26 protein-coding genes and 1 pseudogene are annotated in these 24,539 nt (G+C 54.6%); 11 read left to right on the forward strand and 16 right to left on the reverse strand.

Annotated features, from left to right (window positions below; all coding sequences use genetic code 11):
* Positions 1–388, reverse strand: a 388-nt coding sequence (locus QCD69_RS11940; protein WP_301252168.1) for a hypothetical protein, incomplete at its 3' end; no start/stop codon positions are given.
* A 173-nt stretch (positions 389–561) separates the two neighbouring features.
* Between QCD69_RS11940 and QCD69_RS11945 the strand changes: the two genes are divergently transcribed.
* Positions 562–789, forward strand: coding sequence for a hypothetical protein (locus QCD69_RS11945; RefSeq protein ID WP_301252169.1), 228 nt, complete (start codon positions 562–564; stop codon positions 787–789).
* Between the two features lie 409 nt (positions 790–1,198).
* Complete coding sequence (locus QCD69_RS11950) at positions 1,199–2,584, forward strand: MFS transporter (RefSeq protein ID WP_301252170.1); 1,386 nt, start codon at positions 1,199–1,201, stop codon at positions 2,582–2,584.
* 51 nt (positions 2,585–2,635) lie between these two features.
* Here the strand turns inward: QCD69_RS11950 and htpX are convergent, their stop codons facing one another.
* From htpX to QCD69_RS11970, 4 genes are all read right to left on the reverse strand, one after another.
* Positions 2,636–3,517, reverse strand: coding sequence for a protease HtpX (gene htpX, locus QCD69_RS11955; protein ID WP_125287812.1), 882 nt, complete (start codon positions 3,515–3,517; stop codon positions 2,636–2,638).
* A 233-nt stretch (positions 3,518–3,750) separates the two neighbouring features.
* Positions 3,751–5,778, reverse strand: a complete 2,028-nt coding sequence (prc, locus tag QCD69_RS11960) for a carboxy terminal-processing peptidase (protein WP_301252172.1) — start codon at positions 5,776–5,778, stop codon at positions 3,751–3,753.
* A 19-nt stretch (positions 5,779–5,797) separates the two neighbouring features.
* Positions 5,798–6,478: an RNA chaperone ProQ gene (proQ, locus tag QCD69_RS11965; RefSeq protein WP_125287814.1), complete on the reverse strand. Its 681-nt coding sequence runs from the start codon at positions 6,476–6,478 to the stop codon at positions 5,798–5,800.
* 96 nt (positions 6,479–6,574) lie between these two features.
* Positions 6,575–7,075, reverse strand: coding sequence for a GAF domain-containing protein (locus tag QCD69_RS11970; RefSeq protein ID WP_253460817.1), 501 nt, complete (start codon positions 7,073–7,075; stop codon positions 6,575–6,577).
* A 197-nt stretch (positions 7,076–7,272) separates the two neighbouring features.
* On the opposite strand from QCD69_RS11970, the gene yebS reads away from it, so the two are divergent.
* The 3 genes from yebS (at position 7,273) to rsmF (ending at position 12,646) form a co-directional block, all read left to right on the forward strand.
* Positions 7,273–8,517, forward strand: a complete 1,245-nt coding sequence (gene yebS, locus QCD69_RS11975) for a membrane integrity lipid transport subunit YebS (protein WP_253460815.1) — start codon at positions 7,273–7,275, stop codon at positions 8,515–8,517.
* Positions 8,486–11,122: a PqiB family protein gene (locus tag QCD69_RS11980; protein WP_301252174.1), complete on the forward strand. Its 2,637-nt coding sequence runs from the start codon at positions 8,486–8,488 to the stop codon at positions 11,120–11,122. Before yebS ends, QCD69_RS11980 begins: the two co-directional genes overlap by 32 nt.
* An 87-nt stretch (positions 11,123–11,209) precedes the next feature.
* The gene (rsmF, locus tag QCD69_RS11985; protein WP_301252175.1) at positions 11,210–12,646 is read left to right on the forward strand and encodes a 16S rRNA (cytosine(1407)-C(5))-methyltransferase RsmF; all 1,437 of its coding nucleotides are present in this window, start codon (positions 11,210–11,212) and stop codon (positions 12,644–12,646) included.
* Positions 12,647–12,649: 3 nt separating this feature from the next.
* Here the strand turns inward: rsmF and QCD69_RS11990 are convergent, their stop codons facing one another.
* The 4 genes from QCD69_RS11990 to QCD69_RS12005 all read right to left on the reverse strand — a co-directional run bounded on the left by QCD69_RS11990 (position 12,650) and on the right by QCD69_RS12005 (position 14,588).
* Positions 12,650–13,297, reverse strand: coding sequence for a metallophosphoesterase (locus QCD69_RS11990; RefSeq protein ID WP_253460810.1), 648 nt, complete (start codon positions 13,295–13,297; stop codon positions 12,650–12,652).
* 203 nt (positions 13,298–13,500) lie between these two features.
* Positions 13,501–13,800: a DUF3811 domain-containing protein gene (yjbD, locus tag QCD69_RS11995; RefSeq protein WP_125287823.1), complete on the reverse strand. Its 300-nt coding sequence runs from the start codon at positions 13,798–13,800 to the stop codon at positions 13,501–13,503.
* A gap of 269 nt (positions 13,801–14,069) precedes the next feature.
* Positions 14,070–14,267 (reverse strand): hypothetical protein, encoded by a 198-nt coding sequence (locus QCD69_RS12000; protein ID WP_253460807.1) that lies wholly within the window; start codon positions 14,265–14,267, stop codon positions 14,070–14,072.
* Between the two features lie 120 nt (positions 14,268–14,387).
* Positions 14,388–14,588 carry a hypothetical protein gene (locus tag QCD69_RS12005; protein WP_253460804.1) on the reverse strand — a complete coding sequence of 67 codons (201 nt, stop codon included), beginning with the start codon at positions 14,586–14,588 and terminating at the stop codon, positions 14,388–14,390.
* 174 nt (positions 14,589–14,762) lie between these two features.
* Here QCD69_RS12005 and QCD69_RS12010 point away from each other — a divergent pair, with 174 nt between their 5' ends.
* A complete protein-coding gene (locus QCD69_RS12010; RefSeq protein WP_253460801.1) occupies positions 14,763–14,933 on the forward strand; it encodes a hypothetical protein in 171 nt (56 codons plus the stop codon).
* Between the two features lie 278 nt (positions 14,934–15,211).
* On the opposite strand, the gene QCD69_RS12015 is transcribed toward QCD69_RS12010, so the two are convergent.
* Entirely contained in the window at positions 15,212–15,673 is a 462-nt protein-coding gene (locus QCD69_RS12015; protein WP_301252177.1) for an OB-fold protein, read from the reverse strand.
* 260 nt (positions 15,674–15,933) lie between these two features.
* Between QCD69_RS12015 and QCD69_RS12020 the strand changes: the two genes are divergently transcribed.
* Entirely contained in the window at positions 15,934–16,185 is a 252-nt protein-coding gene (locus tag QCD69_RS12020) for a hypothetical protein (RefSeq protein WP_301252178.1), read from the forward strand.
* 355 nt (positions 16,186–16,540) lie between these two features.
* Here the strand turns inward: QCD69_RS12020 and QCD69_RS12025 are convergent, their stop codons facing one another.
* Complete coding sequence (locus QCD69_RS12025; RefSeq protein ID WP_301252179.1) at positions 16,541–16,960, reverse strand: PH domain-containing protein; 420 nt, start codon at positions 16,958–16,960, stop codon at positions 16,541–16,543.
* Positions 16,961–17,542: 582 nt separating this feature from the next.
* Between QCD69_RS12025 and QCD69_RS12030 the strand changes: the two are divergent.
* Positions 17,543–17,764: pseudogene (locus QCD69_RS12030) on the forward strand (tyrosine-type recombinase/integrase); the annotation flags it as partial.
* A 347-nt stretch (positions 17,765–18,111) separates the two neighbouring features.
* On the opposite strand, the gene QCD69_RS12035 reads toward QCD69_RS12030, so the two are convergent.
* From QCD69_RS12035 to yobA, 3 genes are read right to left on the reverse strand one after another with little or no spacing between them, the layout of a single operon-like run.
* Positions 18,112–18,450 (reverse strand): YebY family protein, encoded by a 339-nt coding sequence (locus QCD69_RS12035; RefSeq protein ID WP_125287886.1) that lies wholly within the window; start codon positions 18,448–18,450, stop codon positions 18,112–18,114.
* 49 nt (positions 18,451–18,499) lie between these two features.
* The gene (gene copD, locus QCD69_RS12040) at positions 18,500–19,378 is read right to left on the reverse strand and encodes a copper homeostasis membrane protein CopD (protein WP_301252180.1); all 879 of its coding nucleotides are present in this window, start codon (positions 19,376–19,378) and stop codon (positions 18,500–18,502) included.
* A gap of 1 nt (position 19,379) precedes the next feature.
* Complete coding sequence (gene yobA / locus QCD69_RS12045; RefSeq protein ID WP_370734224.1) at positions 19,380–19,751, reverse strand: CopC domain-containing protein YobA; 372 nt, start codon at positions 19,749–19,751, stop codon at positions 19,380–19,382.
* 150 nt (positions 19,752–19,901) lie between these two features.
* Between yobA and QCD69_RS12050 the strand changes: the two genes are divergently transcribed.
* The 3 genes from QCD69_RS12050 to exoX all read left to right on the forward strand — a co-directional run bounded on the left by QCD69_RS12050 (position 19,902) and on the right by exoX (position 21,640).
* Entirely contained in the window at positions 19,902–20,132 is a 231-nt protein-coding gene (locus QCD69_RS12050; RefSeq protein WP_125287889.1) for a DNA polymerase III subunit theta, read from the forward strand.
* Positions 20,133–20,206: 74 nt separating this feature from the next.
* The gene (locus QCD69_RS12055) at positions 20,207–20,965 is read left to right on the forward strand and encodes a carbon-nitrogen hydrolase family protein (RefSeq protein WP_301252183.1); all 759 of its coding nucleotides are present in this window, start codon (positions 20,207–20,209) and stop codon (positions 20,963–20,965) included.
* A gap of 12 nt (positions 20,966–20,977) precedes the next feature.
* Positions 20,978–21,640 carry an exodeoxyribonuclease X gene (exoX, locus tag QCD69_RS12060; RefSeq protein ID WP_253460780.1) on the forward strand — a complete coding sequence of 221 codons (663 nt, stop codon included), beginning with the start codon at positions 20,978–20,980 and terminating at the stop codon, positions 21,638–21,640.
* On the opposite strand, the gene QCD69_RS12065 is transcribed toward exoX, so the two are convergent.
* Both QCD69_RS12065 and QCD69_RS12070 read right to left on the reverse strand, forming a co-directional pair.
* Complete coding sequence (locus tag QCD69_RS12065) at positions 21,637–23,700, reverse strand: prolyl oligopeptidase family serine peptidase (protein WP_301252254.1); 2,064 nt, start codon at positions 23,698–23,700, stop codon at positions 21,637–21,639. The genes exoX and QCD69_RS12065 overlap by 4 nt on opposite strands.
* Positions 23,701–23,838: 138 nt before the next feature.
* Positions 23,839–24,483, reverse strand: a complete 645-nt coding sequence (locus tag QCD69_RS12070) for a tellurite resistance TerB family protein (protein WP_301252184.1) — start codon at positions 24,481–24,483, stop codon at positions 23,839–23,841.
* Positions 24,484–24,539 lie beyond the last annotated feature (56 nt).

The following is a 24,539-nucleotide window of genomic DNA, read 5'->3' on the forward strand; positions in this document are numbered from 1 at the left end:
CCGTCAGCAAGTTGTTGCAGGTGGTGTTGCAGAGGTTAATGCTCAGATGCAGGCTGCTCTGCAGGCTCAGCAGGTTGCAAACTATGGCGTTAAACAGTCTGGCGTTGCCCAGTACGCTGAACCACAGCAGGCAATCAGCTATAGCGGCCTTACTCAGCGCCCTGGCTATGCAGTCACTACCATGAACTTTAGCGCGGCTCAGGTTGCTGCTAAAAATCCTCAGATGGCTGTCAGGGTTCAGATTGACGGCGTACAGCAGACGGTCACCGCTGCTCAGCTTGCACAGGTAGCGCCACAGGTACAGATTGCCGTGCCTCAGACGGTTTCTTACTTCCAGAATATCCAACCGGTAAAAGGTGGCGCTGACCACGACAACAAGGGCGGTCACACATCTGGTCATGATGGACGCGGTTCAGACAATGCACACAGTCACGCTTTCGGGGGTCATGGCTACGGTCACGACAACTCACGCTCTGAGGGTTTTGGTGGTCATTCTCATTTCCACTGATTAAAACTTTTGGGGCTTAACCGCCCCATTGTAACGCTTTCGGGGGAAAGGTAATGAAACCATCAAATGCAAGAAAATTAGCCCAGGCTGGCTGCGCTTCCTTCTGGCTGATAGTGGGTCTGGGTTGTCACTCTGCACGTGCTGCAATGCTTGAATCTCAGTTTGTTGATTCTAACGGTGATCGGATTTGTGTTTATAACAAACAATTTCACAGTGTCTATGTGAACAAAGGCTTTACCGGAATGTGTAGCTTCAATGTGCCGGATGAGGAACTTCCATGACCAGATTGAAAGTAATGATTATGTCTACACCCTGACCGGCCAACGCTGCATTGTTGAATGAGCAGCAATAAAAAACCCGGTGAACCTTTCCCTTTACAGAGACTGAAACTGTAGTGGCACACTCAATTTGGGCTCAAATCACTCAATTAGACAGCCTGGCTGGGGAAGAAGACGGCAACCTGTGACACCGAGCGGGGCGCTACAGATGGGGGCGCGCAGAGGCTGATACCCAACCATACAGCCAAAGTAAGCCGCTGCAATCATAAGCAGTTAAAGAATAATCTTTGCCAGCTGTGGTTGCTGGGGGAAATATACATATTTTAAGACAGTTTTTTGTCACAAGACTCGCTGCTTTTTTGTGACAATTTCATTAGCATGTTGATATTCCCCTCTTTTTAGTAATCACGTTATGCCGACCTCTACTCCGCAGGATGGCCTGCCCGTTCCGCAGCGCTATGGCGCGATTTTAGCTATCGCACTGGGTATTACCGTTGCCGTGCTGGACGGCGCTATCGCCAACGTGGCGCTGCCAACCATTGCCCGCGATCTTCAGGCCAGTCCGGCGGCCTCAATCTGGATCGTCAACGCCTATCAGCTGGCGATTATCGTCTCGCTGCTTTCGCTCTCTTTTCTGGGCGATATCCTGGGCTACCGCCGCGTCTATCAGTGTGGACTGGTGGTATTTACCTGTACCTCGCTGTTCTGCGCGTTTTCCGACTCGCTGGGCATGTTGACCTTCGCCAGGGTGCTGCAGGGTTTTGGCGGCGCGGCACTGATGAGCGTGAACACCGCGCTGATCCGCATCATTTATCCGCAGCGCTACCTGGGGCGCGGAATGGGCATTAACTCCCTCATCGTCGCCGTCTCAACCGCCGCTGGCCCGACCGTGGCCGCTGCCGTGCTCTCTGTCGCCTCCTGGCAATGGCTGTTCCTGATTAACGTGCCGGTAGGCCTCGGCGCGCTATTTCTCGCCTTCCGCTTTCTACCCGATAATCCGCAAAAAGCCAGCGAACAGCGCTTTGATATTCCCAGCGCCATCATGAACGCGCTGACGTTTGGCCTGTTAATCTCTGCGCTGAGCGGTTTCGCCCAGGGTCAGAGCGGCAAACTGGTTGCGGCGGAACTGGTCGCGCTGGTAGTTATTGGCGTGGTGTTTATTCGTCGGCAGCTGCGGCTGCCGGTGCCGCTGCTGCCGGTCGACCTGCTGCGTATCCCGGTATTCTCGCTGTCGCTCGGCACCTCGGTATGCTCCTTTTGCGCGCAGATGCTGGCGATGGTGTCGCTGCCGTTTTTTCTGCAAACCGTGCTGCATCGCGACGAGGTAGCGACAGGCCTGCTGCTGACGCCGTGGCCGCTGGCAACGATGGTGATGGCACCGATAGCGGGCAGACTCATCGAGCGCTACCATGCCGGGCTGTTGGGCGCTATAGGGCTGGGATGCTTTGCGATCGGCCTGTTTTCGCTGGCGCTGCTGCCAGCTTCGCCGGATAACTGGAGCATTATCTGGCGCATGATGATCTGCGGCGCGGGCTTTGGCCTGTTTCAGTCGCCCAACAACCACACTATTATCAGTTCGGCGCCACGTCATCGCAGCGGTGGCGCGAGCGGCATGTTGGGCACGGCGCGCCTGCTGGGTCAAACCAGCGGCGCGGCGCTGGTCGCGTTAATGTTCAATCTGTTCAGCGATCAGGGCACGCACGCCTCGCTGCTGCTGGCGGGGGGATTTTCTACGCTGGCCGCCATCGTCAGCGCGCTTCGGCTGACGCAGCCGGGGCCGCAACAGAAAGCGGGCTGATCGACAGGCAAAAAAATGCCGGTCAGCGACCGACATTTATCATCTTAACGACTATTTCAGGTACTGGCCGCTGCGCAACGCCTCAATACGCTTATCCAGCGGTGGATGCGACATAAACAGCTCGCTCAGCGACTTCGATTTACCGTTAATGCAGAACGCCATCATGGTGCTTGCTTCCTGCGGCTCATAGCTGGTTTTCAGACGTTGCAGCGCGGCGATCATTTTCTCGCGGCCAACCAGACGCGCCGAACCGGCATCGGCATGGTACTCACGATGGCGCGAGAACCACATGGTGATAATGCTGGCCAGAATACCGAACACCAGCTCCAGCACCATCGACACCGCAAAATAGACCAGCGGGTTGCCGTTGCTGCTTTCGCCCTCTTCGCGATCGCCCGACATAAAGCCTGCGGCTATCTGCGCGATAATACGCGAGATAAAGATCACAAAGGTGTTTACCACGCCCTGGATCAGCGTCATCGTCACCATATCGCCGTTGGCGATATGGCTGATCTCATGCGCCAGCACCGCCTCGGCCTCATCGCGGTTCATGTTTTGCAGCAGCCCGGTAGAAACCGCAACCAGTGAGGCATCGCGGCGCGCGCCGGTAGCAAAGGCATTAATGTCCGGCGCATGATAAATAGCGACCTGCGGCATAGCAATGCCCGCCTGCTGCGCCTGTCCGGCAATGGTCTGCATCAGCCAGCGCTCGGTTTCGTTACGTGGCTGCTCAATGACCTCACCGCCTACGGAGCGCAGCGCCATCCATTTAGACATCAGCAGTGAGACAAACGCACCGCCAAAGCCAAACAGACCCGCCATGATCATCAGGCCCTGAACACTGCTTGACTGAATTCCCGTCAGACTGAGGATCAGTCCAAAAACCAACATTACGCCCAGGTTGGTTAACAGGAAAAGCGCAATACGCATCATAAAATTTCTTCTTCCTCAGTTAAAAAATCGCTTATAGCGGATAACTATCCTATGGGCGCGGCAAAACATTTCAAGCGGCAAAGGGCATTAAGTGTCTAAAAAGACATAACTTTACATTTTGTCTTAACTTTTAACGTTCAGGAAAACATTGACTGTCAGGAAAGGCAAAGTTACCGCGTGGATTGGGAAAGTTCAGGTAAAAATAAGGCACAGCTTGCGCTGTGCCCTGGGGGTTATTTGGTGCTCTGGCTTTTTTCCAGCTGCGCCATATCATTGGCGATATTGACCGTTTCGTCCAGGTAAGGATCCGGCTCTTTGTAATCCTTCGGCAGATCCTCAAGCTTCGCCAGCGGCTTTTTGCCTTCCACTTTAAAGCGGGCGTTGATCCGCTCCAGCCGCAGCGCGTCATCCTCGTGATTTTCTTTCTCACGCTCGGCAAGATTCAGCGAGATGATATTGCGCTTATCCTTCATCGCGTTGAAGCGGGCAATATCTTTCAGGATGTACTGGAACTCCATATCCTTCGCGATACGATCCTGATGCGTCTTGAGCAGCTGCGGGATCAGCGGTTTAACATCGCCGGTTTTGGTATAGGCCGCCGCATCAATGCTGTCCCACGGCAGCGCGTTATCCTCGAATTTCTCACCGGTTTCCACCGCTTCCACGCCGGTCGGCATCAGCAGATCCGGCGTAACGCCTTTACGCTGGGTACTGCCGCCGTTAACGCGGTAGAACTTCTGGATGGTGTAGGTGATGGATCCCAACGCGGGCCATTCGGGACGCAGCATCTGATCGTAGATACGGTTCAGCGAGCGATACTGCTGCACGGTGCCTTTACCAAAGGTCGGTTCACCGACGATCAGCGCGCGACCATAATCCTGCATGGCGGCGGCAAAGATCTCGGAAGCCGAGGCGCTGAAACGGTCTACCAGCACCACCAGCGGGCCTTTATAGTAAACCATGCTGTCGGTATCGCTGTCCTGACGCACCTTGCCGTTGTTATCGCGCACCTGCACCACCGGGCCGCCCGGAATAAACAGGCCGGAAAGCGATACCGCCTCCGTCAGCGCCCCGCCGCCGTTGGTACGCAGGTCGATCACTACGCTGTCGACATTCTGCTTCTGCAGCTTTTGCAGCTGCACTTTAACATCGTCGGTCAGACCCACGTAGAAGCCCGGAATATCCAGTACGCCGACTTTCTCTTTGCCGACGTTATGCACGCTCATTTTCACCGCGCGATCTTCCAGACGGATTTTTTCACGGGTCAGCGTAATAATACGGGTTTTGGTGCCCTTGCCGGCCGGCAGGATCTCCAGACGCACTTTGCTGCCTTTCGGGCCTTTAATCTGCGCCACGACGTCGTCCAGACGCCAGCCGATCACGTCCTGAACCGGTTTGCCGGGCTGGCCGACGCCGACGATACGATCGCCCACGGTAATCGCTTTGCTTTTGGCTGCCGGGCCGCCCGCAACCATGGAGTTGATCACGGTGTAATCATCATCCATTTGCAGTACGGCGCCGATACCTTCCAGCGACAGACTCATTTCAGTATTGAACTGATCGGTATTGCGCGGAGACAGGTAGCTGGTATGCGGATCGATTTCACGCGCGAAAGCGGTCATCGCCAGCTGGAAAACGTCCTCGCTATTGCTCTGCGCCAGACGGCGGATAGCAAACTGATAGCGCTTGGTGAGAACCTCGCGGATCTCCTTTTCCTCTTTGCCCGTCAGCTTCAGGCTCAGCTCGTCATATTTGACTTTGGCATCCCAAAGCTGGTTCAGCTCCGCAGTGGTTTGCGGCCAGGGTGCCTTGCTGCGGTCGATATCAATAGTATCGTGACCGCTAAAATTCATCGGCTTGTTCAGCACCGTCAGCGCGTATTGATAGCGCTCAAAACGGCGTTTCTGCGCCAGGTTATATAAATCGTAAAAAACATTCAGCTGACCCGATTTCAGTTCATCGCCCAGCGTGGTTTTTTTGGTGTTGTACTGCGCCACGTCAGAAGCCAGCAGCACATTGTGGTTGTAGTCCAACAGATTTAGATAGCGGGCGAAAATTTTCGCGGAGAAATCTTTATCCAGGTCGAACTGACGATAGTGGGAACGCGTAAAGCGCGACGTCACGCGCTCGCTGACGGTCGCGTGCTGCGGTTCCTGATGAAGCTGCGGAATTTGCTCGGCGCGCGTAATAGCATCGGCGGCGAAAACATGTCCGGTAAACAACAGTGCAGCAATAACGGTGGTTTTAAAAAAGTTGTTCATGCCCTGATTGGCCTCCGTATCAGAACTGCAAGTGTTCTGCGCGCACTATCATTGCCAGGCCGGAAGCCAGCTGTACCCGGACGCCATCTTTTGTAATCTCAAGAATGGTTGCATCCATCGCACTTTTGCCTGCCGTGACTTTGATGTTTTGACCCACCTGCAATGCTGCGGTATCCGTAACGGGTGTCGTGCGTTGCGGTTGGCGTTCTGCGGAAGGCGCGCGGCCAGGATTACGCTGCGGCTTGCTGCGTGCGGCCCGAGGCTGCTCGCCTTCAGCAGAAGGTTTACGAACCGGCTTGCGTGGACGACGAGGGGCAGTTTCTTCACCCGCTTCGCGTTTTTTCGCTTGCTGCTGCTCGCGCTGCGCCTGAACGCGCGCCTTGGCCTCTTCGAGCTGCTTACGGGCGTGTTCCACGTGCTGCTCGTCCAGAACGCCGCAGGCGTTGCCGTCCAGGTCAACGCGGGTGGCACCAGCTTTGATGCCGTATAAATAGCGCCAGCTTGAAGTATAAAGGCGCAGCGCGGAACGAAGCTGAGTTTTACTCAGGCCCATTTCGCCCTGCACGCGGTCGACTAAATCCTGAAAGATGCCGATTTTTAGCGGTCGCGCTTCGCCTTCGGCACTGAAGCACTGTGGGAACCGCTCCGCCAGAAAGGCGATTACTTCTTTACTGCTATTCAACTTAGGTTGATTTTCCATGAAATTTCCTGATTACAACGGGTTTGCCAACCAGCGCAGGCATGAACAGGCGTCATTATAATGACACCATCAGCAAATGCTACGTGATCCAGCACTTTAGCTGCGTTTCATGTGAATAAATTTTTCCACGTCCGTGCCGGCAAGCACTTCACACAGCCCGTCAACCAGCGTAATCAGCCCGTTTTCGTCTTCCTGATCGAAGCGATTATATTCCACGCTGTCGATATCCAGTACGCCGATCGTCTCGCCGTTTACCACCAGCGGCAGCACGATTTCGGCATTGCTGGCCGCGTCGCAGGCAATATGCCCGGGGAAGGCATGGACGTCGTCCACGCGCTGTACGGCGCTCTCCGCCACCGCCGTTCCGCAGACGCCGCGGCCTACCGGAATGCGTACGCAGGCGATTTTGCCCTGAAACGGTCCCAGCACCAGGGTCTTCTCTTCCGTCAGCAGATAAAACCCGGCCCAGTTAACGCCTTCCAGGCGCTCAAACAGCAGCGCGCTGCAGTTGCCCATCGCGGCCAGAAAACTGGTTTCGCCGGCGATAAGCGCGCGTAAATCACGATTGAGATCCGAGTAAAATTCTTTTTTAGTCATTTTTTAACCATTATTAAAACTGTTACGAAGCCCGGAATGGCTTCGCCTGATAAAATAAGCATTAAATGTCCAGACGGACAAGGTGAATGATTCCGTTAGTTAATATACCCTTGTTGGTCTGAAGCTTTAAAAACAAACGTAAGAGTGGTTCGCCGGGGCGATTTTGCCTGACCGTACCCTGCAAATCCGGATAATTCGTGAAAATATACGCTATCAGCCAAATTCTGCCTCAGGAACGTTATCAGCGTTGTCCGCAATGCGATACCCTTTTTTCCTTACCAGATGTTAAATCGAACCAGTCGGCGCACTGCCCGCGCTGCAACGCCCGTATCCTTAACGGACGCGACTGGTCGATGACGCGGCTGGCGGCAATGGCCGTCACTATGCTGCTGCTGATGCCGTTTGCCTTTAGCGAACCGCTGCTGACTATCCGGCTGCTGGGCACCACTATCCGCGCCAGCCTGCTGGAAGGCATTATCCAGATGGCGCAGCAGGGCAACGTGATTACCGCCTCTATGGTGGCCTTTTGCACCATCGGCGCGCCCGCCACGCTGGTGGCGTCAATCGGCTGGCTTTTTTTTGGTGACCGGCTGGGTTTAAATTTGCGGCCGGTGCTGCTGATGCTCGATCGGCTGAAAGAGTGGGTCATGCTGGATATCTATCTGGTCGGTATCGCCGTCGCTTCTATCAAGGTGCAGGACTATGCGGATATCAATCCCGGCACCGGCCTGCTCGCCTTCCTGTCGCTGGCCGCGCTGAGCCTGGTGACGCTTATTCATATCAACGTTGAACAGCTGTGGCATCGCTTTTATCCGCAGCCGCAGCCGCATATCGCCCCCGAGCAGCTGCGCGTTTGCCTGAACTGCCATCATACCGGCCTGCCTGACGAACGGGGCCGCTGCCCGCGCTGCCATACGCCGCTACGACTGCGTCGTCGCCACAGCCTGCAAAAATCCTGGGCGGCGCTGATCTCTGCGGTGGTATTGCTGATCCCGGCCAATCTGCTGCCGATTTCCGTTATTTATCTCAACGGCGCGCGCCAGGAGGATACTATTCTTTCCGGTATTCTTTCGCTCGCTTCCGGCAATATTCCGGTAGCGATCGTGGTTTTTATCGCCAGTATCCTGGTGCCTTTCACCAAGGTTATCGTGCTGCTGACGCTGCTGCTCAGCATCCATTTTAAATGTGAACAGGGTCTGAAAACGCGCGTTCGTCTGCTGCGGGTAGTTACCTGGGTCGGACGCTGGTCTATGCTGGACCTGTTTGTTATTGCCTTAACCATGTCGCTGGTGAATCGCGACCAGCTTCTGGCTTTTACTATGGGACCGGCTGCCTTCTATTTTGGCTCAGCGGTTATTCTTACTATCCTTGCCGTCGAGTGGCTGGATAGCCGTTTACTTTGGGATGCACATGCAACAGGAAACGCCGACTACACCGACTAGCGCACGCGTGAAAAGCCGCCGCAAAATTTCGCCGTTCTGGCTGCTGCCTTTGATTGCGCTGTTGATAGCGGGCTGGCTCGTCTGGAACAATTACCAGGAGCGCGGCACCACGGTTACCATCGATTTCGCCACCGCTGACGGCATTGTGCCTGGCCGAACGCCGGTGCGCTATCAGGGCGTCGAGGTGGGTCTGGTGCAGGGCATCAGCATGACTGACGATCTGCGCACCATTAAGATCAAGGCCAGCATCAAGAGCGATATGAAAGACGCGCTGCGCGATAAAACGCAGTTCTGGCTGGTGACGCCGAAAGCGTCACTGGCGGGCGTGTCGGGCCTCGATGCGCTGGTGGGCGGCAACTATATCGGCATGATGCCGGGCAAAGGCAAGCCGCAGGAGCATTTTGTGGCGCTGGATACGCAGCCGAAATATCGCATGAACACGGGCGAGATGATGATCCATCTGCACGCCGCCGATTTAAGCTCGCTGAATACCGGCTCGCTGGTCTATTTCCGTAAAATCCCGGTTGGCCGCGTCTATGACTACAGCATCAACCCTGGCAATCAGGGCGTAACCGTTGACGTGCTGATCGAGCGCCGCTTCACCAACCTGGTGAAAAAAGAGAGCCGCTTCTGGAACGTCTCCGGGGTGAAGGCCGATGTGGGCCTGAGCGGTGCCAAAGTGCAGCTGGAGAGCCTGGCGGCGCTGGTCAACGGTGCAATTGCGTTTGACTCGCCAGCCGACTCCGCGCAGGCAAAAAGCGATGACAGCTATCAGCTCTACCCGGATTTGGCGCACAGCCATCGCGGCGTGATTATCACGCTTGACCTGCCCGACGGCAAAAACCTGAAGGCGGGCAGCACGCCGCTGATGTATCAGGGACTGGAGGTCGGCAAGCTAACCGCGCTGAACTTACAGCCCGACGGCAAGGTAAAAGGCGAACTGACCATCGATCCGTCGGTAACCGGCCTGATGCGTACCGGCACCCGCATTGAGATGCGCAGCCCCAAAATCACCCTCGCCGATACCAGCCTCAGCAGTCTGTTAACCGGCAGCACGCTCGAACTGGTGCCTGGCGAAGGCGAACCGCAGGATCGCTTTACCGTGCTGCAAAGCAACGAGTCGCTGCTGCAGCGGCCTGACACGCTGGAAGTGAAGCTGACCGCGCCGGAAAGCTACGGTATCGATGCAGGCCAGCCCGTAATGCTGCACGGGATGCAGATTGGCCAGGTGGTCAGCCGCAAGCTCAATGAAAAAGGCGTGAATTTTATTATCGCTGTTACGCCTGAGTATCGCGAACTGGTGCACGGCGACAGCAAGTTTATTATCAACAGTCGGCTGGACGTTAAGCTGGGGCTGGACGGTATGGAAGTGCTGGGCGCCAGCGCACGCGAATGGATCGACGGCGGCATTCGCCTGGATCCCGGCAGCAAGGGTGCGCCAAAAGAGAGCTATCCGCTGTTTGCTAATGCGGAAAAAGCCGCCGAAGGCATTACCACCAACCAGTTGCCTACCACCCTGACGCTGACCGCCAACAGCCTGCCGGATATTCAGGCCGGTTCAGTGGTGCTCTATCGTAAGTTTCAGGTCGGCGAGATCGTGGAGGTCACGCCAAGAGCTAACGAGTTCGACGTGCGCGTGCACATCAAGCCGGAATACCGCAAGCTGCTGACGCCGAACAGCGTGTTCTGGTCGGAAGGCGGCGCGCGCGTGCAGCTTAACGGCAGCGGCCTGACCGTGCAGGCTTCGCCGCTTAACCGCGCGCTGAAGGGCGCTATCAGCTTTGATAACCTCAGCGGCGCCGGTGCGGGCCTGACGAGTAAAGACAAGCGCACGCTGTTTGAATCAGAAACGGCGGCCAGAGCGGTCGGCAGTCAGATTACGCTGCATACCTACGACGCCAGCAAGCTCTCCTCAGGGATGCCTATCCGCTATCTCGGCATCACCATCGGCCAGCTGGAATCTCTGGCGCTCAATAACGACAAAAATCAGGTGATTGCCAAAGCCGTGCTTTATCCGGAATACGTACAGGATTTCGCGCGGCTGGGCAGCCGGTTCTCGGTAGTGTCGCCGGAGATTTCCGCAGCGGGCGTTAATCATCTGGATACCCTGCTCCAGCCTTATATCAATGTCGATCCCGGCAAAGGCCGCGCGCAGCGCACCTTTGAACTACAGGAATCAACCATTACCGACGCACGCTATCTGGATGGCCTGAACGTGGTGCTGGACGCGCCTGAAGGCGGCTCGCTGTCTGTCGGTACGCCGGTACTGTTCCGGGGAATCGAGGTCGGTACGGTAACGGGCACCTCGCTGGGATCGATGGCCGATCGCGTGCAGATTACGCTACGCATCAGCAAAAAATACCAGCATCTGGTGCGCAATAACTCGGTGTTCTGGCTGGCCTCCGGCTACAACTTCAAGTTTGGCCTGATTGGCGGCGTGGTGAAAACCGGCACCTTCCAACAGTTTATTCAGGGCGGCATTCAGTTTGCCACCCCGCCGACCGTGCCGCTGGCACCGCAGGCCACCAGCGGCAAGCATTATCTGCTGGAGGACGAGGAGCCGAAAGACTGGCGTAAATGGGGCACGGCGCTGCCGGCAAAATAATCGAAACGGGCAGCCTGGCTGCCCGTTTTTTTTGCCGCCGCAGAGTGTGATAAACTCGCCCCACTTTATTGCCAGCGGAATCTTTCAGTGTCTTCTTCTTCACGCGTGTACTTCCCGGATCTTTTTTTAAATCAGATGCGCGAGCTGCTGCCCGACAGCGCCGAGTTCGAGCAGTTTATTGCCTTCAGCCAGCAGCCGCTGCGCCGCAGCCTGCGCGTCAATACCTTGAAAATCAGCGTTGAGGCGTTTCTGGCGCTGGTCGAGCCTTATCAATGGGCGCTGACGCCCGTCCCCTGGTGTAAGGAAGGGTTCTGGATCAGCCGTGACGATGCCGACACGCTGCCTTTAGGCAGTACGGCGGAACATCTGGCGGGGCTGTTTTATATTCAGGAAGCCAGTTCCATGCTGCCGGTAACCGCGCTGTTTGCCGGTTCGCCCGCGCCGGAACGCGTAATGGACATGGCCGCCGCGCCGGGATCTAAAACCACCCAGATTGCCGCCTCGATGAGTAACAAGGGCGCGCTTCTCGCCAACGAATACTCCGCCAGCCGGGTCAAGGTGCTGCACGCCAACATCAGCCGCTGCGGCGTCAGCAATACGGCGATCGCCCATTTCGACGGCCGCGTCTTCGGGCCGGCGCTGCCGGAAACCTTCGACGCCATTTTGCTGGATGCGCCCTGCTCTGGCGAAGGCGTAATCCGTAAGGACGCCGATGCGCTGCGCAACTGGTCGCTGGAAAGCACCGAGGCGATTGCCGCCACTCAGCACGATTTAATCGATAGCGCCTTTCATGCCCTTAAACCCGGCGGGACGCTGGTCTATTCCACCTGCACCCTGAACCGCAGCGAAAATCAGCAGGTCATCGCCTGGCTGCTGGCGCGCTATCCGGACGCCGTTGTCATCGAACCTTTAGACGACCTGTTTGCCGGCGCCGAACGGGCCAGCACCCCGGAAGGCTTTTTGCACGTTTTCCCACATATTTTTGACAGTGAAGGCTTCTTTGTCGCGCGACTGCGCAAAACAGCGGGCGTGCCGCCCATGCCCGCGCCAAATTATAAACTGGGTAAGCTGCCTTTTACGCCGGTAAAACGTAAAGATGAGCAGGAAATTACGGCCGCTGCCGCTAAATCAGGGCTGGCGTGGGACAGCGCTGCCCATGCGCTTTGGCAGCGTGATAAGGAGCTCTGGCTGTTTCCGCGCGCCGTGGAGCCGCTGCTGGGCCGGGTTCGCTTTTCGCGTATCGGCCTGAAGCTGGCTGAAACCTTTGCCAAAGGCTATCGCTGGCAGCACGAAGCGGTTATCGCTCTGACGCAGCCGCAGGCGTCAAATCGTTTTGAGCTGACGCTGGCGGAAGCCGAAGAGTGGTATCGCGGACGGGACATTTATCCTGAGCGTGCGCTGCCCGCCGACGAAGTGATTGTCACCTGTCAACAGCAGCCGATTGGCCTGGCAAAGAAAGTATCGAGCCGGATTAAAAACAGCTACCCGCGGGAGCTGGTGCGGGACGGCAAGCTGTTCTCCTGAGCATTACTGTACCTGCACCATTGTGAGCCGGTTGCCGAATACGGCGCCGGTATCGATAAAGTGCAAATTCGCCGCACTCAGCGGCTTGCTTAGCGGCGTGTGGCCAAAATAGAAAGCGTCCGCGCCGCTGATGGCCTTGCCCTTTCCTTGCTGTACCTGTTCAACGCGGCTGCGGCTCCAGACGACCTTAAAAGGATCGACTGCTGCCTCCCACGCATAGCGTTCGGCCGGATAGTCGGCATGAGCGACCACCACCACGCTATTTTCCAGTTCCAGATGAATAATTAAGGGCATCAGGCGACAACGGCTGAGCGCATGTTTCGCCTCAATCATTTTCATGCCTTCCAGCTTATAGAACCAGTCGCCGCCGTTGCCGATCCACTGCTGATGATCGCCCCGCGTCAGCGCCCCGATAGCCATCTCTTCATGATTGCCGCGCACGCTGCGAAACCAGGGCTTATTCAACAGCGCCACGCAGCCAGGGCTGTCCGGGCCACGATCGATCAAATCGCCTACGGCTATCAGCAGATCCTGCCCGGCATCGAATCGCTGAGCCTCTAACTCTTCGTGCAGCATGGCGAGACAGCCATGAATATCACCCACAATATAGATATGCCGCCACGCCGTGCCGTTAAGGTATTGATACACCATAGTTGCATCCTGAAGGAAAAATGACTGGAATGTTTACGAAATGTTCAGTTAACAGGCTCTAAAGTATAGTCTGTTAACTTATCAGGGAGCGGCAATAACATGGAAACAGATCAACAGTTCAGTCTGATGCTGGCACTGGTTATCATCGGCGGCGCCTTGCTGCTGGAAGTCTTATTCAGGGCGCTGCATTTAGTGTTTATCGGCTAGCTGCCTTTTAGCGCCCGTGGATTTTTGCGCAGGGAGGCAGACCAGTTAAACTCTTTGACTTCGCTTTCTTTGGCGGCGGCGGGCTTGCGTGGTTTTTTAGCCACGACGGCTTTGCTGGTCTCTTTGATGACGCGATCCTTCATTACCAGCCGTTTGGCCTCTTTCAGGATCTCTTTTTCTTCTTTTTGCGAAGGAACATGGCCTTTTTTCAGCGTGAGGGCTTTCACTTTAGCGTCAATCAGCTCTTTTTCGCTGTCGGTAAACTGATCGATCGAAATCTCTTTGCTACTTTTCATCAGGCTTGCTCCTGCCAGTACGCCAGACGCGTAAATCGCGTGGCGTGGAAACGGCAGCGTAGAGCTTTCATCTCTGATAAACAAGCCTGAAAGGTAAAGTATCGTGTTGAAAAGCACTTTACCCGGCACCAGAAGAATAAACGTTCGGCGTTTATTCACCCTTATCCAGGGCTTTTTCATAATAACGCGCTAGCGGGCCCGGAGTCAGTACCGATCCTACTCCAGCCAGAATCGTTACCAGGCGGCAGATTTATTTGCTTAAGCGCGCGTCAGCCGTTAAACCACTGCCAAAAACGTACAGCATCCTGCCACAGCGCGACTATACCCCGAATAATAAAAATCCAGGTAAGCAGCAGAAAAGGATGGAAGATGAGATCGTGGGCCGGCAGGCAAGTATGCGACAGAAAAAAGAAAATGGTTATCAGGCTGCCGTAGTAACAGACCCGATATTTGCGGCTATGTTTCATTGCACTCTCCTTTGCAAGGCGCTTTTCCTTTTTTCAGAAGCTAAAGAATAGCGCTGTCCACAACCCTAAAGCAATCGTATAACCTGCGGGCATCAGGCCCGCAGCGGGCCTGAGTAAACCTTATTTTTCCTGATAAGGATCTTTTTTATCTGCCTGGCTATCATCGCGAGTCCGCGGCACTTCACCGTGTTCATCAGGCGCATCCTTGGCCGGATAATCGTCTTCCTCGTAAGCATTACCAGCCGAAGGCGCGGCTTCCGGCAGACCTTTATGCACGTCGCCTTCATCTTTACGTTCTTTATTCGTTTCATGTTTAAACATAACTGCCTCCTTTAGTTTGCAGTTAGTTAAGTGTAGTAGAGGATTTTTCTGTCACCGTCCGATAAAGAAGCAGGAAAATTTTTCCGCTCTGTTTTTGTCAGGCCGCTGCTGGCAATCAACAAACGCCAGGCTACGCTTAAGGCTCTGAATCTTTTTCAACCCACGGAAAATATTATGAAAAATTGCACTAAAGGTCTTATCGCTCTGCTGGCCGTTTTATCCCTGGCGGGTTGTATGAATCGCAGCAGCGCGGTAGGTAACGACGGCCGTCCTCATGCACCAAGCGCGCAGTCCGTGCCGGGCGGTACGCTGGGCGCAGGCCCGGTAGGTCAGCCGCAGTCGTAATCAAGGCCGTTACGCTTTTCGATACCGGCTTCCCGCCGGTATTATTTTGCAGCAGCGTCTCTCCTTTCCCTGTTTGATGAGTTAAAATAGGCCGATAATCCAGACCGCTTAATACGGGATGCGGCCCTTATTTCCGGGATAGTTTGACCCTGTTAAATTGATAGCTTACTTTGCGCCTGCTGCGGCAAAAATAAGCCCCGGCTCGGTGGCCAGGGCGTTCACGCTATTTTAAGCCAGCCGGAAGCCGGGCTGTGTTTCAGAAATAGTCCGTGCGCACGTTAATTAAATACGCAGCGACGGCCAGAAGGCGTGCCGATAACGCGTGACATGCGCTGACAAACCACCTCAACCTGACTGCCCTTCTTGAGCGTTAAAGCCGTGTTTTTCTCAGAATCCTGCATCTCCATACTGGCGGCCATAAACTGATTCGGGGTTTTCAGTCTGATAATAATGGCATTGGTAAAATCTTTATCGATAGACTGTACCGTGCCCGTTACGGCAATAAGTTTCCCTTTCATCGCCTCATCTGTGGCAACTTCGTTTGCTTCATAATCTTTAAAAAGTTTAGTGGCGGAAACATGGTAAACCTCTTTTTGCGGTGAAGAGGATGCTGTCGCGCTACCCTGCTGCGCCTGGCCGGTATTTGCCGCGTTTTTACTCTGCTCGCTGGGGCCGGTAAGCGCGCGAACCACAATTAGCGCAACGATAATGAAGAACACCCATTTTACTACTTTTTTCATTTTTTATTCCTTGTTAAAAAACACCATGTGTTTAAAAAACAGACCAGCCGTTACTCATATTGGCAGGCTGAAACTACAATAGTCAGAGGCTCTTATCGGCAACAGAATTGAAAAAATTAGGTTAAGTAGCAAAAAAATGCGTATGGCCATTGCACTAACGGATAGTGCCAGTGCCGCAAACGATTAATTTGTACTCGTAGACGCTTTGTTTAAATTGTCAGCATTACTATGGGAACTGGCATTATTAAAAGGAACTTAAAATGTTAATGAAATATATTGTACTGGTGAGCCTTTCCCTTACCCTTGCGGCATGCTCAAACCCACCGCCTCAGGACAAGACGCCTCCCCTGAAAATTTGCAAAGGGTTTGGCTGTGATAGCCTTCCGGGAAAAACCCCCAGCAGGGCCGATACACATAAGCCGACAAAAGATGAAAAAATTCGGGCAAGACGAGGAGAATCACCTGATTTTGGTTCTGAGGAGTTAAACGTAGGGGGCCGTTTCCCCTGGTAATAATTGTACGGAAGACCCACTTCTCTGCTTAACGCGATGTCCTTTTTACCCGCTGGGTTATCCCGAAAGTACATCATAAATACTTTTTCAGGCAGCCGACGCATAAAGCAAGCCCGGCAGATAGCTGAGGCTTGCTTCTGCCAGGCAACTAACTGCATTTTTCCTGACGCTGCCGCGAGGGATGGATGAGCTGTCCGCTGCCATTACGCCAGTCGGCAAAAAAAGCTTTCTGGCATTATTCAATATGGTAGCCGAATATACAGCTACCACTATGCATTAAACAATGCAGCATTACAGTCTTCAGCCGATAAAAAACCCAGCGCTTCGGCTGGGTTAGACTGTACGTGCTGCGCGATTACTTCACGTCATTCTCTTCCTGTAGCTCAAAAAAACGGCGTCTGAACGCCATAGGATCCTTTATATACTTTATAGGGGCACGGGATGCACCTACATCGCAAATAATTAAAGAACCATAGCCGAGAATACGGCCTGCGATACTTTGTTTTATTTGCAGACTGGAAACTTTATTCAACCCTATCTCGATTGTATCTCGCTTGATAATACCAGTTTTAGCAATTACGCGTCTGTCCGTTATCCCGGCTTCGTTAGAACGTATTACAAAATAGCCAAAAGGTATCAACAATAACCCTAAACCTGCCGTAATAGCGCCTAAAATGACACCCCAAATCACCCAGGGCAGTAAGGCCCATAATGTTACCTCACCGCGATAAAGCAGCGTTTCGTTTTTGATAAGATTAGCATCGATGTAAGCCATGGCTTTATAAGTCCCTTATGAGTCATTGCAGAATAGCATCCTATCACCCCCGCTATAAACTGGATAATTTATTTCTTTTTTTCCTTTAAAAAATAATTAAGTTATACATTTAAAAAACAGTCCGGCAACCTTAATTCAACGTAATTCTGGCACGCGAGAGTGGTCGGGCTGAATCACGTTGCCGGACTACGCTCAAATTAAGGCATTACTGACCGCGTGCATGAAGTACGTGCAGACCGTTGATACCGGCACGCCGGATATTGTCTGGCCGGGAAAGCCAGCATGATACCAATCCCCGCCCGGCGGGGATTATCTGATAAACATACCTGATGCCGGGATGTTTAATTCTGCCACGTAATCATTTCATCCAGCCGTTTCAGTATCTCAGGAAAATAACTTTCGTTGATACTGAAATCTCCTTTAACCCGGACACTGTCAGCATGTGCTTCTGGTCTAAGAACATACTCAATAATCACACTATCAACATCATTCAGTTTCCTGAGTATCAGACCTAATTGATGGCGTTCACTAAGAAATTCAAAAGGCTTTATATCACTTTGCGCGATTAATGCTTCGTAATAGTTACCAGAAGGCCAAATGAGCCACGGCGTGCGTCACGGCTTTGCCAGCCACTTTATGATGGCCGGTGGCAATATTGTAGTACTGCAGCGCATCCTGGGGCATTTCGATATCAGGGTAACTATGCGTAATGCACACTTTGCGCCTGATCATCTGGAAGAGGCCGTGACCAACAATCTGCTGGCAAGAATGGCCCAAAAAAGTGACTACAAAGTGTCTACATAGGTTCTTACAGGGGGTAATAAGGTGCAACTGGGGGGATCTTAAATGATTGATTTAAATGTAAGTTACTGTTTAAAAATCCTAAACAAAAAAAGACCAAAGACGATTCCTGTCTTTGGTCCAGGGGAATGGCTCTGGTAGGAGCCGTGCGCTAAAAGTTGGCATTTATGCAGGCTATGACGCCTTGCTCTTTATAAGGTAGTTCAGGCGCGGAGATTTTCCAGCTGTATGGTTCAGGGCCAGCTAAAATATGACAGCTCTGTGATCGTAACGGCAGAAACAGTGACAAGATGGCAGGAGTGGACAATTACTGCTACCGCGCTGGCCGGGAAGCCAGCGCGGCAAAACGTTTAATCACACAGCTTTTGCGCACGCTCAATAATTGGCGTCAGGCTCTTTTTCTGGCCCGGCTGCGCAGGGTCATCAATCTGAATAACGTCGATCGGCTGGCCTTTCACCTGCCCGCTTTTCAGCTGCTGCTTTGCGATATCGTTCAGCGGATACTGCATCAGCGTGCTGGGATTAATTGCGTACAGCGCGCCGTCTTTGGTACAGGTTAGCATCACCTCTTCGCGGTTAAAGGCCCATTTGTCCTTGCCCACTTCAAAGCGGCTGACGGTAATCACCTCTGACGCCATCGCGCTGGAACAAAAACTTAAAGCTAGCATCAGGCCGACTAATTTTTTCATGATGTTGCACTACCTCTTGTAGAAACGCCCAACAGCAGGCGGTAAAAATTCAGGCTGGCTCCAGAGTAGCAAAGACGCTCACCAGCGCTATTACCAGCGCGGCAAGCAGCAGCTCGGCCAGCGTGGTCAGGATAAAAAGGTGCCGGGCGCGGTCCCCGTCGGGCTGAAAGCGCGGCACCAGCCAGTAACGATTAAACAGCGCGACGCCGCACATCACCGCTACCAATAGCGCCTTCAGCAGCAACAGCTGGCTGTAGCGCCCAAATGCCGGCGGCCAGCCAGGCAGCAGGATAAAAGCGTCAATCGTGCCGCTGATAATAACCAATGCCACAGCCAGATGACCGTAACGGGAAAAGCGCATCAGCGTACGGATAGCGTCATAGCCCGCCGGGAAACGCGCCATATCGCGCATCAAAATCACTACCGGGAGCAGGCCGCCCGCCCAGAAGGCAGCCGACAGCAGATGTACGCTATGATTCAGACGCTGTAGCCAACCGGCCGCGCCATCCAGCATGGTCGCATGGCCCACAAAGGCCAGCCCAACCAGCTGCCCCGCCCCACTCAGTAATAACAGCCACTGCCGCAGCTGTCCCCTGGCTGATAAGGCGACGACGCCCAACAGCGCGGCGAGCAGCTGCCATTGCCAGGCCTGCCCGAAACGCGTTTGCAGCACCGCCTGCCATATGGCGCTATCGCCAATATCGCGCCAGCCGTCGGCCATCAGACCGGTTTGCGCCACCAGCAGCATTATCGCCGTTGCCAGCGCAAGCAGCGAAGCCGCCACCAGCAGCCGGTGAAGACGCCGTGCCAGATGCGGCCGGAAACGCGCGGGCGCCAACAGCGTGGTGTAGATTGCGCCGCCCGTCAGCGTCATCAACGCGGCAAAATGCAGCCAGCGAGAAAGCAGATAAAACAGGCTGAGGGACATATTACTGCACGCTAAAGGTGTAGGTTCCTTTAGTTTTATGACCATCAACCGACAGCACATGCCAGTTGACCTGATACTGTCCGCTGCTCAGCGGCTTCGCCAGCGGCACGATTAGCTGATTATGCTGCTTTGGTGCACGCTCGGCTTCGGAGAGCGGCATGGCCTGCTGCTGACCGTTCGTGACCTCAACGCCGCTGAAAGCCGGTTCGATATCTTCCGAAAACGTCAGCGTCAGCGCCTGCGGCGAAGCTTCCACATTGGCATTCGCTGCCGGGTACTGGCTTTTAAGGTGGGCGTGAGCAGAAACCTGCTGTGAAAAAGCGGCGGCACTCAGCGCCAGCGCGAAAATCATTGACCTACGCATTGAATCCATCCCGTTTGGTGCAGCCCGGGGCTGCGACAAGGCCGAAAGAATACTCCGCTACCAATAAAGTGTCGAGTAGTTCAAGGGCTTTACCCCGCCGTCAGGCTTGCGAAACGCGGCCGTCTGCTTTATTTTTGCCGCGAGTCAATGGAGGCCATCATGAACTACAATCTGGCGGTGCTGCCGCAGGAAGAAAAAGACAAAATCAATGTTGATATAGCTGCCGCAGGCGTGGCGTTTAAAGAGCGCTACAATATGCCGGTCGTGGCGGAGATGGTGGAGCGCGAGCAGCCGGAGGCCCTGCGCGACTGGTTTCGTCAGCGGCTGACGCATTATCGACAGGCGTCGCTCAGCCTTTCCCGCCTGCCGTATGAGCCGAAGCAAAAATAGTTACGCGAATAACTTGTGTTTCCTGGTCGCTTCGGTTGAGATAACGTCTCAAAAACCGTATCGCGAGTATATTTATGTCCGTCTGGAGCATCGCCGCCGCGCAATCAGGGTCTCGTCCCGGAGAAATCGAGTGGAATATAGAACGCCATCTGGCTTTTGTTCGTCAGGCCGCTGAACATCAGGTTGATTTACTGCTGTTCCCGGAGCTTTCCATCACCGGCTATGAGCTTGCGCTTGCCAGCCAGCTGGCGATGTCGATAGACGATGTGCGCCTTAACGCTTTTGCCGAAGCGGCGACAGAATACCGTATGAGTATTGTTACCGGCGTTCCTTTGCAGGATGGCGATAAAATACGCCTTTGCGCGCTGGCTTTTTTGCCTGACGGCACGCGCCTGGCCTATTTTAAACGCAATCTGGTAGAGGCGGAAAAACCCTTCTTCCATCCCGGACAAAGCGTTCCCGTGTTTGGCTACCAACATCATCATGTGGCGATGGCGGTCTGCGCCGATATCAGCGTGGAAGACTACGCTCGCGATGCCGCGCATCGTGGCGCTAATCTTTATGCCACCAGCGTGCTCCTTTCTGAAAAAGGTTATCACAAGGATTGCGAATACCTGGCGCGCTGGTCGCGTAAGTTCAATATTGCCGTGCTGATGGCTAACCACGCTCTGCCCACGGGCGGTTTTGACAGCGCGGGGAAAAGCGCCGTCTGGGATGAAAATGGCCGTCAGATTATCGCTGGCGGTAGCGGCGAGCAGCTGGTTATTGCCCGGCGTCAGGACAGCAAATGGCAGGGCGAAGTGCACGATTTACGCACGGCTACCGCCCTCTGAAAGAGAGAAATTATGTTACGCGTAATAGATACCGAAACCTGTGGCTTGCAGGGCGGCGTAGTGGAAGTCGCCTCCGTTGACGTTATCGACGGCAGGATCGTGAACCCTATGAGCGATCTGATCAGTCCGGATCGGCCCATCAGCCGTCAGGCTATGGCCATCCACCGCATCACTGAAACGATGGTGCTGGGCAAGCCCACCATTGAAGAAGCGATTGGCCGCTATCACGGCAGCCCTTACTACGTCGCTCACAATGCCAGCTTTGACCGTCGGATGCTGCCGGAAATGCCGGGCGAATGGATTTGTACTATGACGCTGGCGAGAGGCCTGTGGCCCGGAAAAAAATACGGCAACCAGGCGCTGCGTGAAGCTTTACAGCTGGACGTGACGCCGCCAGCGGATCTCCACGCTCACCGGGCACTGTACGACTGCTACGTTACGGCGGCTTTGCTGATCCGTATTATGGAATTTTCCGGCTGGGATGCGCCAGAAATGGTGCGCCGGATGCAGGTTCGCGGCTCCAGCGCCACTTTCCCGTTCGGCAAATATCGCGGTAGCCGTATTGATGATGTGGTGAAGCGCGATCCGGGATACCTGAAGTGGATGCTAAAAAATATCCCGGATCTGAAGCCCGATCTCAAAAGCGCGATGGAAAGGGCTCTGTCGGCGGATTAACGGGCGCTGGCGGCGCTTAGCGTCTCCTGCGCCAGGCCAATCAGGAAAGCGTATTCCAGCGCCACGCCCTCATAAGATTTAAAACGGCCTGATTTACCGCCGTGCCCCGCATCCATATCGGTACAAAGCAGCAGCAGATTATCGTCCGTTTTAAGCTCGCGCAGCTTCGCAACCCATTTGGCCGGTTCCCAATACTGAACCTGGGAATCATGCAGTCCGGTGGTCACCAACATATGCGGATAGTGCTGCGCGGTGACGCAGTCATAAGGGCTGTACTGACGCATATAGCGATAGTAACGCTCGTCCGCCGGATTGCCCCACTCATCATATTCTCCCGTGGTCAGCGGGATAGATTCGTCCAGCATCGTGGTGACCACATCCACAAACGGCACCTGCGCCACCACGCCGTGAAAGCGCGTCGGCGCCATATTGATAACTGCGCCCATCAGCAGGCCGCCAGCGCTGCCGCCCATGGCATAGAGCTTTTCCGGGTTACCATAGCCTTTTTCCACCAGCGTATTGGTCACGTCGATAAAATCATGGAAGGTATTGAGCTTGTTCAGCAATTTGCCATCTTCGTACCACTGCTGGCCCAGCTCGCCGCCGCCGCGAATGTGCGCCAGCGCGAAGACGAAGCCGCGATCCAACAGGCTCAGGCGGCTGGAGCTGAAGTCCGCATCCATACAGCTGCCGTAAGAGCCATAGCCGTAAACCAGCATCGGGCTCTTACCAGGTCGATAGTGCTGACGGTGATAGACCAGCGAAACGGGCACTTCCACGCCGTCACGGGCCTTGATCCAGTGATGTTCGCTGCGGTAGTCGTTGGCGTCAAAACCCTTAACTTCCGTCTGCTTGAGGATTTTCCGCTCGCCGCTGTCCATATCCAGCTCGAACAGCGTATCCGGCGTGGTCATTGAGGAGTAGCCATAGCGCAGCTTGCTGGTATTCGCCGTGGGATTGACGGAAAGCCAGGTGACATAGGCCGGATCGTCAAAAGCGATACCGTAATCTTCTCCGCTCTGCCAGTTAATCTGCCGCAGGCTGGTCAGGCCGCGCTGACGCTCTTCCACCACCAGCCAGTCGCGAAACAGCGCAAAATCCTCCAGCATAACGTGATCGCGCGGCGCAATCAGCGTTTGCCATTTTTCCTCTTTCACATGATCGGTGAGATACAGGCCGAAATTTTTGCCTTCGCGGTTGGATCGCACGTAAAAATGGTGATCGTAATGATCCAGGCTGTATTCGTGATCCTTACGGCGCGGGCAGAAAATTTGCGGCTGTGCATCGGCAAATTCAGCGTCCAGCAGCCGGATTTCGCTGGTAGTGGTGCTATTGAGCACAATCAGAATAAAGTGCTCGGACATCGTTTTATGCAGGCTGACGTAAAAAGTCTCATCCTGCTCTTCATAGACCAGTTCGTCATCCCGCTGTGGGGTGCCCAGCCGGTGACGCCATACCTGCCAGGGCAGCAGCGTCTGTTTATCCTTCAGCACATAGTAAAAAGTGCGGCTGTCGCTGGCCCAGACGAAGCTGGAAGAGACGTGATCCAACACCTCCGGATACCAGTTGCCGGTTTTAAGGTTGCGGAAGCGGATGCCGTACTGACGGCGCGACAGAAAATCCTCCGCCAGCGCCATCACTTCATTGTTTGGGCTGATGCCGAGGCCGCCCAGCGTATAAAATTCGCTGTGGGCGGCGCGCTGGTTGCCGTCAACGAGCACCTCCCACTCTTCCGGCGTGGCGGTTTCTTCCGGCTGGCGGGTGTAGACGGCATATTCGTTGCCCTCATCATAGCGTCGCTGGTAGCGATAGCCGTTTTTGACATAGGGAACGGAACTGTCGCGCTGCGGCACGCGATCGACCATCTCTTTCAGTAATTTTTCCTGCAGCGCCTGCTGCGTCTGCATTACGGCCTGCCCGTAGTCGTTTTCCGCATGCAGGTAGTCCAGCACGGCCGTATCTTCACGCTTGTCGTCACGCAGCCAATAGTAATTGTCTATGCGCGTCTCGCCGTGCGCGCTCATCTCGTAAGGTATTTTTTTAGCGACTGGTGGTTTTATCATTTGCTGCCCCCCTGAATCAGTTATACAGAGTAAGGGTGGCAGCTACGGCGGTGATTGCCAAGCGCAGCGCGTTGACAAGAGTTGATAAACAACGTTAAAAAAGCTTTCCGGGCCGGGTAAGGCGCCCGGAAAGAGTCAGGCGACCAGCTTTTGCTTCTCCTGCTGGATATCTTTCGCCATGCTCTCGCGGACGTCCTGCGGAATTTTCAGCTCGTCGCCCAGCGCCTGCAGATAGCTGCGCTCCATAAAGTGATCGACATCAATGACCAGATTACTGAGGAAGTAGAGTTCCAGCGCTTCCTCTTCGTTTTTCACATCCTGCGCCAGCATTTTAGGATCCAGCGGCATATCGATAGCGCGCTGCAACAGCTGCTCGCCTTCCGCGCCCAGCCCCGCCTGATGAATATGCTCATTGATGGCCTTACGTTCTTCGCCGTCAATATGCCCGTCGCTTTTTGCCGCAAACACCAGCGCCTGCACCAGCCGCTCCGCGCGTCTGTCCACTGCGGTGGCCTGCTGCCCAAACTGCGGCTCTTCACGATGCGTTTCGCTGACGCGCTGCTTGTACTTGTTCCAGAGCAGCGCGCCCGCCGCCGCGCTGCCGCCAATAATCAGCGCGTTTTTACCGTATTTGCTCAGCAGGTTACGGGAAGATTTATTGGCGATCAGCAGCCCGGCCAGGCCGCCTAAAGCGCCCGGCGCCAGCATTTTACTCAGGCCCTCGCCGCCGCCCTTGCCTTTCCCTAACACGGTTTGAATTTGTTGCAGCCAGTTAGTCATATGCTCTCCTTATTGTAAAAAAACCAGCATAGAGCGGCTAACGTCAGGAAGCGTCA

The sequence above is a fragment of the Erwinia sp. PsM31 genome (assembly GCF_030433775.1).
Lineage (GTDB): Bacteria > Pseudomonadota > Gammaproteobacteria > Enterobacterales > Enterobacteriaceae > Erwinia > Erwinia aeris.